The sequence below is a fragment of the Pedobacter caeni genome (genome assembly GCF_900129215.1).
GTDB classification, from domain to species: domain Bacteria; phylum Bacteroidota; class Bacteroidia; order Sphingobacteriales; family Sphingobacteriaceae; genus Pedobacter; species Pedobacter caeni.
On sequence record NZ_FQUQ01000002.1, the window covers coordinates 779,016 to 794,365 of the forward strand.

At 41.7% G+C, this 15,350-nt stretch carries 15 protein-coding genes; 10 read left to right on the plus strand and 5 right to left on the minus strand.

Translation table 11 applies throughout. From position 1 onward, the window contains the following. Window positions 1–24 precede the first annotated feature (24 nt). The gene (locus BUC20_RS10755) at window positions 25–1,158 is read left to right on the plus strand and encodes an MFS transporter (protein ID WP_073230730.1); all 1,134 of its coding nucleotides are present in this window, start codon (window positions 25–27) and stop codon (window positions 1,156–1,158) included. Here the strand turns inward: BUC20_RS10755 and BUC20_RS10760 are convergent. Both BUC20_RS10760 and BUC20_RS10765 read right to left on the minus strand, forming a co-directional pair. Then, window positions 1,155–2,063 (minus strand): metallophosphoesterase family protein, encoded by a 909-nt coding sequence (locus tag BUC20_RS10760; protein WP_073230732.1) that lies wholly within the window; start codon window positions 2,061–2,063, stop codon window positions 1,155–1,157. The two genes, BUC20_RS10755 and BUC20_RS10760, sit on opposite strands and share 4 nt — an antisense overlap. Before the next feature lie 127 nt (window positions 2,064–2,190). Continuing rightward, complete coding sequence (locus BUC20_RS10765) at window positions 2,191–2,472, minus strand: hypothetical protein (RefSeq protein WP_073230734.1); 282 nt, start codon at window positions 2,470–2,472, stop codon at window positions 2,191–2,193. Window positions 2,473–2,841: 369 nt separating this feature from the next. Here BUC20_RS10765 and BUC20_RS10770 point away from each other — a divergent pair, with 369 nt between their 5' ends. The 4 genes from BUC20_RS10770 (at window position 2,842) to BUC20_RS10785 (ending at window position 8,028) form a co-directional block, all read left to right on the plus strand. Continuing rightward, complete coding sequence (locus BUC20_RS10770) at window positions 2,842–4,071, plus strand: MFS transporter (protein WP_143166809.1); 1,230 nt, start codon at window positions 2,842–2,844, stop codon at window positions 4,069–4,071. 39 nt (window positions 4,072–4,110) lie between these two features. Then, the gene (locus tag BUC20_RS10775; protein WP_073230738.1) at window positions 4,111–4,932 is read left to right on the plus strand and encodes an AraC family transcriptional regulator; all 822 of its coding nucleotides are present in this window, start codon (window positions 4,111–4,113) and stop codon (window positions 4,930–4,932) included. A 62-nt stretch (window positions 4,933–4,994) separates the two neighbouring features. Then, window positions 4,995–5,537 carry a VOC family protein gene (locus BUC20_RS10780; protein WP_234994498.1) on the plus strand — a complete coding sequence of 181 codons (543 nt, stop codon included), beginning with the start codon at window positions 4,995–4,997 and terminating at the stop codon, window positions 5,535–5,537. A 121-nt stretch (window positions 5,538–5,658) separates the two neighbouring features. Further along, window positions 5,659–8,028: a mechanosensitive ion channel family protein gene (locus BUC20_RS10785; RefSeq protein WP_073230740.1), complete on the plus strand. Its 2,370-nt coding sequence runs from the start codon at window positions 5,659–5,661 to the stop codon at window positions 8,026–8,028. A gap of 103 nt (window positions 8,029–8,131) precedes the next feature. Here the strand turns inward: BUC20_RS10785 and BUC20_RS10790 are convergent, their stop codons facing one another. From BUC20_RS10790 to BUC20_RS10800, 3 genes are all read right to left on the minus strand, one after another. Beyond that, the gene (locus BUC20_RS10790; protein ID WP_073230742.1) at window positions 8,132–10,156 is read right to left on the minus strand and encodes a M3 family metallopeptidase; all 2,025 of its coding nucleotides are present in this window, start codon (window positions 10,154–10,156) and stop codon (window positions 8,132–8,134) included. Between the two features lie 67 nt (window positions 10,157–10,223). Further along, window positions 10,224–10,718 (minus strand): GNAT family N-acetyltransferase, encoded by a 495-nt coding sequence (locus BUC20_RS10795; protein WP_073230744.1) that lies wholly within the window; start codon window positions 10,716–10,718, stop codon window positions 10,224–10,226. Between the two features lie 10 nt (window positions 10,719–10,728). After that, window positions 10,729–11,166, minus strand: a complete 438-nt coding sequence (locus BUC20_RS10800; RefSeq protein WP_073230745.1) for a MarR family winged helix-turn-helix transcriptional regulator — start codon at window positions 11,164–11,166, stop codon at window positions 10,729–10,731. A gap of 130 nt (window positions 11,167–11,296) precedes the next feature. Here BUC20_RS10800 and BUC20_RS10805 point away from each other — a divergent pair, with 130 nt between their 5' ends. The 5 genes from BUC20_RS10805 (at window position 11,297) to BUC20_RS10825 (ending at window position 15,349) form a co-directional block, all read left to right on the plus strand. Next, window positions 11,297–12,280: an NAD-dependent epimerase/dehydratase family protein gene (locus BUC20_RS10805; RefSeq protein WP_073230747.1), complete on the plus strand. Its 984-nt coding sequence runs from the start codon at window positions 11,297–11,299 to the stop codon at window positions 12,278–12,280. Between the two features lie 61 nt (window positions 12,281–12,341). Continuing rightward, on the plus strand, window positions 12,342–12,860 hold the full coding sequence (locus tag BUC20_RS10810) for an FKBP-type peptidyl-prolyl cis-trans isomerase (RefSeq protein ID WP_073230749.1): 519 nt from the start codon (window positions 12,342–12,344) through the stop codon (window positions 12,858–12,860). A gap of 125 nt (window positions 12,861–12,985) precedes the next feature. Beyond that, the gene (locus BUC20_RS10815; protein WP_073230751.1) at window positions 12,986–14,263 is read left to right on the plus strand and encodes a C45 family peptidase; all 1,278 of its coding nucleotides are present in this window, start codon (window positions 12,986–12,988) and stop codon (window positions 14,261–14,263) included. Between the two features lie 125 nt (window positions 14,264–14,388). After that, on the plus strand, window positions 14,389–14,862 hold the full coding sequence (locus tag BUC20_RS10820; RefSeq protein WP_073230753.1) for an RNA polymerase sigma factor: 474 nt from the start codon (window positions 14,389–14,391) through the stop codon (window positions 14,860–14,862). Next, complete coding sequence (locus BUC20_RS10825) at window positions 14,852–15,349, plus strand: hypothetical protein (protein WP_073230755.1); 498 nt, start codon at window positions 14,852–14,854, stop codon at window positions 15,347–15,349. The genes BUC20_RS10820 and BUC20_RS10825 overlap by 11 nt, the downstream gene beginning before the upstream one ends. Window position 15,350: the final 1 nt, after the last annotated feature.

Genomic DNA, 15,350 nt, shown 5'->3' on the forward strand with positions numbered 1-15,350 from the left:
AATTTATCAGATTCAAAATACCTAATGAAGCATTATTCTCCAAAAGTGGTCCGTGCAGCGGTAGCTGCCATGTTTTTTATGACAGGTTTATGCTTTTCAAGCTGGGCATCACGTATCGCCACGATACAACAGCAACTTGGGCTTTCTGACGCTGCTTTAGGTGGGGTCTTGTTTGCACTACCGGTTGGCCTGATGCTGTCTTTGCCTCTTTCGGGCTGGGCAGTAACCAAAATAGGGAGCCGGAGGGTGCTGGCCATTGCTTTGATTACCTACGGGCTGATGCTGATCAGCCTTGGTTTAGCCAGAGAGGTTTATCAGCTGGTGATTTGTCTGGTTCTTTTTGGACTGGCCAGCAATGCCACCAATATTTCTGTGAATACTCAGGCCGTAGCTACTGAAGCCTTATATCCTAAACCTATCATGGCTTCTTTTCATGGGCTATGGAGTCTTGCGGGTTTCGTTGGGGCAGGCATAGGGACAGTGATGATCGGGCAGAACATCATGCCTGCACCACATTTTATGATGATTGCGGTCATCACGATCCTCTCTGTGATCATTTGCTGGCGTTACCTTCATAACGACAAGAATCCGGTAAAAACAGGTTCAGCTTTTGCAATTCCTGATAAATCCCTCATCACATTGGGCCTGATTGCCTTCTGTTCTATGGTTTGTGAAGGGGCAATGTTCGACTGGAGTGTCATTTATTTTAAGAAAATTGTGCTGGCAGAAAAAGGATGGATGGCTGCAGGATATACAGCCTTTATGTGTACAATGGCGATGGGGCGCTTTGTTGCAGATCGCTTTGCGGCCCGTTTTGGATTAAAAAAAACATTACAGGTAAGCGGCATCCTGACCACAATTGGTTTGTTGGTGGCGGTGCTGTTTCCAACACTGATCACTGCTATTATCGGTTTTATGCTGGTTGGGGCAGGGGTATCTTCCGTTGTGCCAATGGTATATAGTGCTGCAGGGAAATCAACAACCATGTCGCCGGGAGCAGCTATTGCAGCAGTTTCTACGATTAGTTTTGTCGGCTTCCTGATCGGCCCTCCTGTGATTGGTTTTCTGGCAGGTGCATTCACCTTAAAAGTCTCCTTTATCTTTATTGCACTGATGGGCTCTTGTGTGGTGATCCTGTCCACAAGAGCAAAACTTTAATAATTCACATATCGCTCTTCAAATCTGCCATCAGCATACAGATCAATCAGGCCATAACCAGGAGCGGTTTCTCTTTTGTTGCCTTTCCACCAGGCACCACTTACTGCTCCGTTACAGATATAGGTAACCTCATTATAAGTGACCTTATCCCGGAGGTGGATGTGTCCGCTTAAACATAATTTTACGTTTGGATGCTGATGAAACAGGCTAATGATCTTTGCCGTATCGGTATGCATATCTCCGCCCAGCATTTCCCATTTATTGACAATATGGTCTTCAATCATCAAAGTGGCGGTGAGGATCGGAATATGTGACATGATCAGGATTGGAGTATTTGAGCTTGTTTGTTGCAGTTCGTTTTCAAGCCATTGAAACTGTTCCTCCCCAAGCTTTCCGATGTACCAGGTCTGATCAATGTCGAGGTGGACACTATCGAGCACAATGAATTTCCACCCGCTTTTCATAAAACTGTAATAAGGTCTGGAAAGTTGCAACTGATCCATCGCGTATTTTTTACCATATATCGTCTGGCCTTTGTTGTTTTCATTCCACCAGATGTCGTGGTTTCCAAGACAATATTGTACAGGAATACTGCATTCATCTTTCAGGATTTGATGGGTTAACTTCCATTGCTCATCAATGGAATGGAGTTCTTCTTTGTTCATGTCAAAGACAATGTCACCACCATTTAAGATCAGTGTTACTTTTGGGGATTGTTGTTGAACATGATGCAGGCATCTGGCATATTTTGCAGGAGCATCGAAATCATTTTTTAAGTGTACATCGGTCAGGTGTGCGATTCTTAAAACGGGAAGGGATGATGAGCTGGTTTTGGCAAACCCGGGAAGGGGAGAAAGGAGAATACTTCCTAAGCCTATATTTTTGAGTGCTGATCTTCTGTTCATAAAGGGCAAAATTAGAACTTTCCTGTTCTTTTTTACCTTGGGTATGTTATGAAACTATTAAGGTTTTTTATAGAATAAGACAAAAGCCCCAGGGGTCAGGAAGCTTTTGTCTTACCCTTATTTACGGTTAATTTCCGGTTCCCGGGTCAACGGGACCTACTGGTTCCTGAAAAACCCTGTTGCATGGAACATTATAGGCAACACCACCATTGGTTGCGCCAAAGTGCGATGTTACATATGAATTTCTTAATGCAGAGGTGGCAAAGTACAAAGTGTTTCCACTATAATACGCCACATAGGCTGTCATTGTGCAGGCCACAGTAGTAGCTGGTGCTACCGATGCTGTTCCTGTTGTTGCGGTTGCTGCAAAGCCAAGGCCGAGCATACCGATGAGAAGTAGTCTTTTCATGTTTTGGGATGATTAAATTATTTGTGTTAATTTACTGTAATGGTAGTTAATTTTATTTATAAATTTCGTGAACGGTATGTTTTTGTTTTTAAACGGTAGCTGTGATGTTTAAATGGTTATTTTTATAGTCGTTGTGTGAGTGCTGATTTACAGAAGATGTGTGTGTGGTTAAATGAGTTCTTTTTTGCAGCCTGATTGTTTGAATTGTGTAATTTTATGAAATCTCTAAAAACCTGATATTTGTTGCTTTAAGTAATTTTAGCCCTTTTTTTTGAGTTGGTATACTGTCTTTTCATTGAATTTCATAAGCGTCTGTTTGAATATCATAATTCTGGCTCCTGATTAATTGTTAATTTTGTGCCATCTATGATGACGATTACATCCAAAACAAAAGAAATAAAAGAACAGCATCAGGGGATTGCCACGCTATTGGCCTTTGCGCTGTTGCCCTTATCCGGTTTCGCTACCGATATTTATATTCCTTCTTTGCCGACTATGGCAGGAGAAATGCAGGTCAGTAGTATTCAGGTTCAGTTAACCCTAAGTATCTTTCTGATCAGTTACGGAATCTCGCAATTGTTTATCGGGAGTGTCCTGGATAGCTTCGGAAGGTATAAGGTGTGTCTGGTGTCCCTTCTGATTTTTGCAGCAGCAAGTTTTGTGATTGCAGTGACACATAACATTTACCTGATCTATGTGATGCGTGTCATTCATGGGCTTACGGTGGGAGCCATTGTGGTTGCCAAACGTGCCTATTTCGTGGATTTATTTACGGGCGATAAGCTGAAGCATTATTTAAGTTTGTTTTCCATCATATGGTCAACAGGGCCGATTGTTGCCCCTTTTGTTGGAGGATACCTGCAAACGGCTTTGGGCTGGGAGTCGAACTTTTACTTTTTAGCCGGATTTGCATTGGTGTTTGCCATTCTGGAATTGATCTATAGTGGAGAAACACTGGTTCATTTTACCGAATTCCGCTTGCGTAAGATCGTAGACATCTATGTGAATATGATTAAAACTGCAAGTTTTACACTTGGAATTGTCATGTTAGGTCTGGCTTATTGTATGGTGATGGTATATAACATGACAGGGCCTTTTATCATTGAACACCATTTGCAACTTACTCCTGTGGTTGCAGGTTACAGCTCACTGGTGCTGGGTTTTGCCTGGATGGTAGGTGGATTTATTGGAAAAGCGACCATCAATAAGCCTTTTTTCAGACGGTTGGTCATCAATGTGGCCATGCAACTGGTATTTGTCATTTTAATGATCATCAGTCTTCAGTTTATCACCAATTTATATTCCTTAATCTTTTTTGCTTTCATTATTCATGTCGGTGCCGGATATACGTTCAATAATTACTTCACTTTCTGTCTAGGGAAGTTTCCTAAAAATGCAGGTATTGCAGGCGGGCTTACCGGGGGGATCACTTATGTAATTGTTTCGTTTTTAAGCTATGGTATTGTCAATGTGGTGCCTGCCAAAGACGAACGTAACCTGAGCTATAGCTATCTGATTATGATTCTGTTGTCGATTATTGTGATGTTTGTGATCTTTAAAATGAATCAAAAAGAAGAAAAGAATAAAAGCTTATCTTAGCGTATTAAAAACCTATTTTAGAATAGCTTAAATCTGCTCATGGCTAAGAATAAGCTCCATCAAATCAGGCAGTTGTTCCGGCCGCTTCAACCTATAGCAAATGCTGCTGAAGGAGGGCTAAGCTATCTGGAGTTTTTACCGGATATCAGGCTTCATGACTTTATTTACTGTTACTGGCAGCTGAAATCTGAAACACATTTATCCGATCCATATCCTTATCGGGTGGTGGCAGATGGTTGCATTGACATCTTCTTTGAGCTGGATCATCCAACGGAGAGTTTCCTGATGGGAATGAGCGGTAGCTATACCGAATTTCAGCTGACCGACTGTTTTAATTACATAGGGATCCGGTTTCTCCCAACCCGCTTTACCGAACTCTATGGCCTTGGTGCTGCGGAACTGACAGACCTCTGTGAGCCAATGGAACAGGTATTACCGGAAACATCCTTATTCATACGGAATAACTTTTCGGCCAAAACAGGAACAGAAGAGGTAGTTCAATTGCTGAATGGTTATTTTCTGAAACGGTTAGAAAATACAAGAATAAAAAGTGACAGCCGGATTGCGCATGCAATGGACATTATACTGCAACGGGAAGGGCACTTACATGTGGAGAAGGACCTGGATGTAGGATTGAGTCCGAGACAGCTTGGCCGTCTTTTTGAATATTATACAGGAGATACGATAAAGACTTTCAGTAAAATTGTACGTTTTCAGAATTTCATTCGCAGGAAAGCAGGCCTGGAGGCACTGGATCAGGATCAACATTACCTCGCTGCGGGATACTATGACCAGTCGCACTTTATCAAAGAGTTTAAAAAACTCTATGGAACAACTCCTTTCAAAGCACTCCGAAGTTAAGTTGTCGGTTTTTTACTATTTTTCTCTTTGTGAAGCCTATAGATTTGTCATAAAAATAAATTATGAAAAGATCATATATGCAATTTATCCTGGTCCTTTTTTGTTGCGCACAAGGTGTGCTGTCTGTTGCACAAGTGAAACAACCATCAGGTCAGGAAGCACAACCATTCAGCCCACTAAAACAACCTTCAGTAAAAGAAAAACAACCCCTTAAACCACAACAGAAAATGAAACTAAACGCAGGAATTGTTACCAGTAAACTGGCCGAAACAAAAAGCTTTTATACAGAAATCCTTGGATTTGGAGTGACCTTTGAAAACGACTTCTATCTGCTGCTTCATAGTCCGGGGAAACAGGCCGAGCTCAGCTTTTTACTTCCGGAACATGCTTCACAGCAAGCCTTGTTTCATCAGCCTTTCGGCGGACAAGGCATGTACCTCACCATTGAAGTAGAAGATGTCGATCAAATCTATCAGGAACTGAAAAAGAAGAAGGTAGAAATCAAAATTGACATCCGCAATGAGCCTTGGGGCGACCGCCATTTTGCCATTTCAGATCCAAATGGAATTGCCATTGACATTGTAAAGTATACCCATCCTGAATAGCCTGTATAAATGGGACAACTGATGATCAGATCCTTTAAATTATGAACATTTGTGTTTTTGTTTAATACTTGGCATAAATACTGCTTAAAGTATTTTCTCTTAGCGTAAATTGAATGATCATATGGTTTTAACAGGTTCTTATCGTAAGAATATCAGGGTATTTTTCATATTCCTTTGTTTATTGGCTGTTTTTCAGTTTTCTTTTGCCCAGAATAAACAACAAACTGTACAAAAGAAACCAAAGCACGTTGTTACGGAATCTGAAATTCCCTTGTTGGTGAATAAAGTGGAAACCTATACACTGGCTATTGATAAGAATAATTTCATCATTAAGATTGGTTTTGATTTCAGTGTGATCGAAACGCCGCTTTCAGCGATAGAAACCAAATTGAAAGCCTTTAAAAAGAGGTTTGAGACACAGGGCCAAAAAATGAACCTGCGCAGTTTGAATAGTGCGGTGATCCTCTTAAAGGAGCAATCCGACAATTTGCTGAATTATAAAAAGATCCTCGTTTCTTATGGTGATCAACTCAGCAAGAGTAATGTCGAAGTTAAAAAAATACTTGCCGATCCGGACTTGAACGTAATTATTCCGGATTCTGTTCTAAACGAACAGCTGAACAGCATGGTTAAAGACGGTAAGGGGCTCGATACCTTGCAAAGAAAGATGCTTTCCCGTGTTAATTTGTTAAGAAACAGGTTGTCAATTAATCTTTTACAACTGAACGACCTTTCCTCAAATATGAGCTATTTGTCGATCTCTAAAAAGATCAGTATGTTCTCCAGAGAGGAGGCGCCCTTATTTAAACTGAAAGCGGAAAAATATAAACAGTCTTTTGGAGAAACCATTCTGAACTCCTTTGAACGCTCCGGTAAGATCATTTCCATTTATCTGGCCGGTAAAGGCCACCTGACCACCCTTGCCTTGCTGATCTTTATCTTTATCACTGCCTGGTTGCTGTCTAACATGCGCAGAATTAAGAAACAGGAAGAGGTGGAAAGTGTGCTGATGCAGGTCAACTTCCTGAAAAGGAGTGTGCTTGTCGGTTCAGTAATGGGCCTGCTCACTTATGCGCCTTTGTTGTTTGGCAATCCAACGATGTCTTTACTACATGCCATCGAGGCACTCCGGATCATTGCCTTATGCTTTTTGATATTCCCTTTTTTAAATGGATCTTCAAAATATTTATGGACCGGGCTGGTCCTGATCTGGTTCTTCTATGCGATTGATGATATCCTTCTGGAAAGTTCCATTGGTGAACGCTGGGGGCTGTTTATTGCCGGAATATTGTTGTTTTTGCTTTGTGTGGATATGATCCGCAGGAGAACGGCCTTCTTTTTGAAAATTGAAGAATCTCCGGTTACCAAAGCATTGATCATTTTTACGCTTGCACAGGTTGCGCTCTCCATCTTATTTAACTTGTCCGGAAGATTGTCCCTTGCTAAAATATTCGGAGTGAGTGCAATACAATGCCTGATGCTTGGAATTTCATTAAAAGTGTTTTGTACCATGGTCCTGGAGGCCATTTACCTTCAGACTGAAGCTTATCAATCCAGCCGTTTTTCGGATTTCATCAATTTCAGAGAATTACAACACCGCTTTCAACGAACTTTGTGGATTCTGGCAAGCATCATCTGGACCATCGGACTGATCCGTAACCTTACGCTTTACGACCTGATGCTCCGCCTATCGGACGACTTCCTTCATGAGTCCAGAAGCATTGGTAGTTACCAGTTCACATTTGGAAGTATAGGTATTTTCTTTTGCATCATCTGGTTCTCTTCGCTCATCTCCAGCTTTATCAGTTTCTTCTTTGGGCACGAAAAAGCAACCTCAGGAGGTAAAAGAAGTGGCCTGAACTCGATGATGCTGCTCATCCGCCTGGCGATATGGACGGTAGGCTTTCTCATTGCTGTAGCTGCTGCAGGAATTCCCATAGACCGCCTTTCTATCATGCTTGGTGCACTGGGTGTAGGTATTGGTTTTGGTTTGCAGAACATTGTGAACAATCTTGTTTCCGGGATCATCCTGGCTTTCGAACGGCCCATACAAATAGGGGATCAGATAGAGATTGGAAACAAATCCGGTGTGGTTAAAGAAATTGGTGTCCGCTCCAGCAAAATTCACAATGCCGAAGGAGCAGATATTATTGTCCCGAATGGAGATCTGCTTTCACAGCACCTGATCAACTGGACGATGCAGGACAGAAGTAAAAGAGTAGAATTTATCATCGGAGTCCCCTACAGCAGTGACCTGGATGCAGTCATCCTGTTGGTTAAAAATACACTGAAAGAAAATGTAAATATCCTGCCTGCTCCGGAACCTGTGGTAATTGTACAGGATTTTGGAGAATATGCCATCAGTGTCCGCATTCTTTTATGGGTCGGGGATCTGGCTGTTGCAGGAGGGATCCGTTCCGGGGCAATGATAGCGGTTAAAAGAGCCTTGTCTGATGCAGGAGTTCAGTTGCAGATCAGGCCATTGGGTTAAGCATTGAACCTTAAAAAATAAGCCCCGATAAGTTCAGTACTTATCGGGGCGATTAAAATGTGAAGCGCTATTCCCAAAAACAGGATTAAACCAGAAAATCGCGTTATAGCAATCCCCTTTTAACCAGCATTGGTTTGATATCAGGTTGATGTCCGCGGAAATTAAAGAACATCTTTCCTAAATCTTCGGTATTTCCTTTCGACAGGATCATGTCGCGGAAACGTTGTCCGTTAGCTCTGGTTAGCCCGCCGTTTTCCTGAAACCAGGAATAGGCATCATTTTCCAGCATGGAAGTCCAGCTATAGGCATAGTAACCGGCTGCATATCCATTGCTCCAGATGTGCAGGAAATAGCTGGAACGATAACGCGGAGGAACTTCTTTCAGGTCCAGTTTTGTTTTCTTTAATGCTTCAGCTTCGAATTTATCTACATCCTGTAAAGCTGCATTTGCCGGAAGGGTATGCCATTGCATATCCAAATCAGCCGCTGCAAGTGCTTCTGTAAACTCATACCCCTGATTAAATGAACTGGCCTTCTTGATTTTATCTAAAAGGGTTTGTGGCATTGCTGCTCCTGTTTTGTAATGAACCGCATAGTTTTTCAGGATCTTCGGATCGGATGCCCAATGCTCATTGAACTGAGAAGGAAATTCTACGTAATCGCGTGCAACATTGGCTCCTGAAAGACTTACATATTGCTGATTGGCAAAGAGGCCATGCAAACCATGTCCGAATTCATGAAACATAGTGATGACATCATCAAAACTGATCAATGCCGGTTGCCCGGCAGCAGGTTTCGTGAAATTACATACATTATAGATGACCGGTTTTGTTTTCATCAGCCTGGATTGAGGAACCATATTGTCCATCCATGCCCCACCGTTTTTATTGTCTCTTTTAAAGTAATCACCATAAAACAATCCAATCTGACTGCCATCTTTATCCATCACATCGAATACACGGACGTCTTCCTGGTAAACCGGAAGGTCCTTCCGCTCTTTAAAAGTGATGCCATACAGCTGTGTTGCGGCATAAAAAACGCCGTTTTCCAATACCTTATTGAGTTCAAAATAAGGTTTTACCTGATTTTCATCGAGGTCATACTTAGCTTTCCGGACCTGCTCAGCATAATAGGTCCAATCCCATGGCTCAAGTTTAAATCCTCCTTTTTGCTGATCAATCACTGCCTGGATGTCTTTTGCCTCTGAACGTGCCTTTGCTGTGGCCGCAGGGACAAGTTGCCTGAAGAATGCTTCTACTGCTTCCGGGGTTTTAGCCATCTGATCCTGAAGCTTCCATGTAGCATAGTTCTTAAACCCTAAAAGTTGTGCCTGTTGTGCACGGATCTGGGCAATTCTTGAAATGATCTTACGGGTATCATTGGCATCACCTTTCTCTGCGCGGTTCCAGGAAGCTTCAAAAAGCTTCTGGCGGGCTGCACGGTCTGCCATTCCCTGAAGGGGAGGTTGTTGTGTGGTGTTCACGAGGTCTTTGCCTGCAGCCAGTAATTGAGTGCTGAATTTTGTGCTTAACGAAGATTCTTCTTTATTTAATTCTTTTAATTTATCCTTATCGGCCTCCGATAGCTTAGCTCCTGCCAGTTCGAATTTCTGATAATAGTATTCGACTAAACGAAGTGATTCCGGATCTAATTTTAACTTGGCGCGCTCCTGATAAACAGCTTCTACACGTTTAAATAATTTGGTGTTTAAATAGATTGCATCGTTGTTTGCAGTGAGCTTCGGTGCTTCTTCTTCCTGTACTTTTTGCAGTTCAGGATTCGTATTGGCACCGGTAATCAAGCTGAATATCCGGTTTACCCGGCCCAGCAACTGACCGCTGTTTTCAATGGCCAATATGGTGTTTTCGAAGGTTGCAGCTTCGGTCTGATCAGCAATCTTTGAGATTTCAGCCATTTGCTGTTTCATTCCTTCTTCAATAGCAGGTTTGAAATCGCTGTCTTTGATCTGGTCAAAAGCAGGCGCCTGAAATGGAAGTTTGCTGGCTTGTAAAAATGGATTGGAAGCTGAAATGCTTTCATCGCTTCCGCCAGATGAAGATTTTGGCTGATTACAGGCACTGGTAATTGCAAGTAAAGCCATTAAAGGTAAATAAGATATTCGTTTCATTGTCTATATAAGTAATAAGTCTTTTATAAAAATAGGAAATTAACTGCTTGTTCAGTCGATCCCATAATTATAAATTGAGATCATAGCGTTGTTCCTTAAGCGTTTTTCCAAAAGAATCAGAGCCGATTTCTTCGGTTAATACAAATCCCATCTTCTTATAAATGTGTGCAGCGGTGAACAATTCATCGGTGGTCCAGAGAAAAACGCTTTTAAAACCTTTTTGCTTTACAAAATCCAGGTAAAGGTTGCAGAGCTTCTGACCAAGGCCAATGCCCCGGCAGGAGGAGTCAAGTATGAAATACCTGAGTTGGGCGGTGTTATGCTCCCTGTGCATTGACAACAAAAAACCAACGATTTTGCCTTCATATTCAGCAATCCAGACTCCATCTTTATCTGCCTGATAGTTTTTCTGGAATTCGGCTAAGCCCTGCATCACATAAAGCTCAAAATTGATCGAATAATTGTACTCCTGCTTATAAAAACAGCCATGCATATAAGTCACATAGCCCATGTCGCCCGGTTGCAAATCAGTACGGATGCTGATGTCTTCTAATTTTATCATATTTTATGTCCTAAATATTTGTCTGAGATAAAATCTGTCTGATTCCGTTCATATGTTCAATAAGCTTGATCATCTGTTTTTCTTTAAGTGGGGAAAGGAGTTCTTCAGTTTGCAATTGAGAATTCTCATTCAGCTGGCTAAATGCCTGTTTACCTGTTTGGGAGAGGTAAAGTAAATACGATCGTTTATCGTGTGCTACACTCTTTTTTTCTATCAGTTTTTTCTTTTCAAATTGTTGCAGAATCCGGCTTAAGTAACCCTTATCCAGGTGAAGGAGTTCAATGAAATCCCGGGCAGTCATCCCTTCAGGATGTATATTCAGTTCATACATGATCCGGCTTTCGGTAAGTGAAAATTCCGTGTTTAAATAGTTTTTATCCAGAATTCCGATCACCATGGTATAGAACCTGTTGAAGGATCGGATCTGCGCAATATAGTCTTCTTTCATTTTTCAAAGTTAAAGGATTATAGTTGACAAAAGCAACTTTATTTAGTCATAGGATTTTGATATTTTGCTGATCAGATCTGATCTTTTCCTTGTAAATTAGGGCGATTTATTGTAATTAAAATAAGATCATATGAAAGTTTTAGTGACCGGAAGCTCCGGACATCTTGGAGAGGCAATGGTGAGGAGACTGAAAGAATTGAACTACGAAGTAGTTGGGGTAGACATTACTACATCTCCTTTTACGAGTCATGTGGGGTCTATCGCTGATGCCTCTTTTGTGAAGCATTGTATGGAAGGAGTGGAGACGGTTTTTCATACCGCAACATTACATAAGCCGCATGTGGCGACACATACCATGCAGCAATTTATTGAGACCAATATCACAGGGACGCTTTATCTCCTTCAGGAGTCAGTTGCCGCCGGAGTAAAGCGATTTGTTTTTACCAGTACCACCAGCGTATTCGGCGATGCCATGAAACCTGGCACAGGAGATCCTGCGGTTTGGGTAACAGAAGACCTGGTGCCGGTTCCTAAAAACATTTATGGTGTAACGAAATTAGCCGCAGAAGACCTCTGTCAGTTGTTTCAGAGAAACCATGGATTGCCTTGCATTGTCCTGAGAACGTCCCGCTTCTTCCCTGAAGATGACGATGAAAAAGGAAAAAGAGAGACTTTCAAAGCTGAGAATCTCAAAGCAAATGAGTTCCTCTTTCGCCGGCTGGAGCTGGAAGATGTGGTTCAGGCGCAGCTTGTCGCCGCAGAAAAAGCAGTAGTTTTGGGCTTTGGGAAATATGTGATCACTGCCACTTCCCCATTTTTACCGGAAGACTTATCTGATCTGCGGACAAATGCAGCTCAGGTGGTTCGTAAATATTACCCTGACTATCAGGAGGTGTATAGAAATTCAGATTGGGAGATGTTTGCAGAGATCGACCGGGTGTATGTCAATGAAAAGGCGAGGAGAGAACTGGGATGGACACCAAAATATGATTTCAGGTATCTTCTTGAACAATTGAAAGCCGGAAATGAGTTGCGGTCTGAGCTTGCGAAACAAGTGGGCGCTAAAGGATACCATACCCAAATCTTTTCTGAAGGGCCTTATCCTGTAGATTAATGAAATTCCTGGCGATGTATTTCAGTGAAAAAAAATCAATATATATGATATATTTGCGGTCATGACTAAACTAAAACACCTTATATTAATGGTTTGCATAGCCGGATGCTTTGCAGCTTGTTCAAAAGATAAACCGGATAGCCGTTGTTCTGGTGAAATTCCAAAATACGAAGTAACTGCTGCTGCAATGGAGCAGTTTAAACTGGACACTACAGCAATCCGTAAGTTTGTAACTGACAATAAGATTGCAGATGTGAAGAAAGATGAAAATGGGGTGTTTTATCAGATCCTGGCACCGGGTACTGGTAGCCATCATTTTACTGTAGCCTCAAACATTTCCATTGATTATGAGGGAAAACTGCTTAACGGGAATGTCTTCGATAGTTCAAAAGGAAGTTACGTTACTTTTCAATTGTGTGAGCTGATTCCGGGCTGGAACATTGGTGTTCCAAAGATTCAAAAAGGAGGAAAAGTAAGACTCTTGATCCCTTCTTATTTTTGCTATGGACCAAGAGCTGTTGGAACTGTACCTCCTAATGCTGTCCTTGATTTTACCATCAGCCTGAATAATGTAAACTAAAGAAAAACTCAAATTCTAAAATAAAAGAGCGGACAATCATTGTCCGCTTTTTTTATAAATCATTTTTTTCTACGCCCAGGAGGGAATCTGCCCGACTGTTAGTTTATATCCATAAAACTAATCAAATGAAAAAAATGTATTACCCGATCCTCATCGGATTCCTGTTGTCGGTTTTTCAACCGGTGTTCTCCTGTACCATTGTTTCCTGCTCCCTAAAAGGGGAGGTCTTCGCTGCTGCAAATGAAGACGAGTATGCGCCCTTCCAAAACATCTGGTTTATTCCCCCTGCTAAGGGAAGGTATGGTTCAGTTAATTTCGGTAGTGCGGACCTGATGGTACAATCCGGACTGAACGAGCATGGGTTGTTTTTTGATGCTACCGCGCAGTCAGGAATTGATCCCTCTAAGTATAACCTGAAAAAGATTTATCCTGGAGATATGTTCGTAGAGATTCTTGCAAAATGTAAAAATGTGAAAGAAGTACTCGAATTTTTCAAAAAGTACGATTACTCCAATGCCTCGCAGATCCTCGTCGCAGATGCAGAGGGAAATTCGGTGGTGATCAATGCCGGGATCATCGTTAAAAAGACAAGCCATTTTCAGATCAATACGAATTTCAATATTGCTGATCAGCCAAGTCATAACTACATCTGTAAACGATATGACCTATCGGAAGAACTGTTGAGTAAGGCTACCGAAGTTTCCGTTCCATTGCTGAGGAAGGTACTGGAGCGCAGCCACCAGGAGGGGAAACTGTCTACTCAATATTCTCAGATTATTGATTTGAAAAGAGGGATCATCCATGTTTACCTGTTTCATAATTTTGAAGAAGCTTATGTGATAGACCTGAAAAAGGAACTGCAAAAAGGGTACCGATTGGAAAAGTTGGCGGATCATTTTGCACCTTCTTATGCTTATGATAATTTCGCTCGCAGACATCCATTGTATAAAAAGGAGCAGATGATGGATGAGCTCAAAAATAAGGGTCTGGATATAACAGTGGGTAAATATCTTGACCTGTTAAAAGACTCAGCCAAAAAGGATAGCCTTCTTAAACCTGCTGTGTTAGAGGTTGCACTACAATTGATTAAAAATTCATGGAATCAGCATACGGTTGGTGGAACCTGGGAATACTGGTTTGCGCTCCCGGCCGGATATCAGATTCAACATTTTAAAGACAAGCATCTGGATGCCGCAGCTCAGCTTCTCCTGGCCTTGTCAAGACAGGAGCAGTTTGATGCAGCGATGAAAAAGTTCATCTATGAGATGTATGCTTATCTCCGTTTGCTGGATGGTGATGTTCCCAAAGCCAGGGAGTTTTATAACAAAGCAGTCATCAATCCATCGGAAACGTACCCCATATCTTATAAGCGGGCCACTGAAATGTTAAAGAGAACAGAATAATAAACATTTTTTTATATTTATTCCTGAATGTTGTTAATTATATCTAATTTTAAAGTTAATAAACATGCGTTACCCTTTATGAAAGGGCCGTATGAAGATAATTTGCGCTATTGAAAGATGTAATTATGCTCGAAACAACGCCTCAGTCACTAACCGAACATAAACCCCAAAGCATACGTAGTCTGTACGAAAGACATGGAGGTATGTTATTGGGTTATATTTTCGAAGTCGTAAAAGACCGGAAATTAGCTGAAGAATACCTGATTAAGATTTTTTGTGACCTCTCGGTTCAGCTTAACGATGTCAGCCATACCGATATCAGCGGTTGGCCTCAGCTACAGAAATTTACCAGGGAAAAACTGCTGTCCTCAGCAGAGCACTCTAAATTTGTGGGGCTTAACCCTGGCCTGAAAATGTCCGGCGCTCCTAACCATTACCTGGAACAATTAACTGAGGAGCAAAGACAGGTTTTTTGCGATGTTTATTATTATGGAAAAACCATTGCAGACATCTCCAAAACACTAAATTTAACAGAGGATTTAACCCGGAAGGCTTTAAAAGAGGCTTTCGCTATAATGAGAAAAGGTAGTGAAAATTAACGAATACATAGAAAGCGGAATATTGGAAGCGTATGTATTAGGTTCTGCCTCTGAAGCGGAAGCCAATGAGCTGTTTAACCTAAAAGCCCAACATCCGCAAATTGAAGAGGCGCTCTTTAAGCTGGAGTCAGATCTGGAACGCATCGCAGAACATATGGCCATTGCACCTCCTCCCAATACCTGGGCTAAAATTGAAGGTGGAATTAATGAACTGGTTAAAACACCTCAATTTGAATATTTAATAGGAGAGGAGCCTAAGGAAAGCAGCAGAGGCTCCAGGTCGCGTAAAAGTGAGCAGTTTATAGAGGTGGAAGCCGAATCCGGACACATGCGCATCCGTAAAATATGGAGATGGGTATTTGCTGCCGTCTTTATACTTGGAAAGATTTTCCTTGCCTTCGCGATTTATTATTACCTGGAAAACCGCCATACTCAGGAAGAAATAGAAAAATTAAAGATTGAGCTGGAAAGTAAAAGATCCAGGTAAC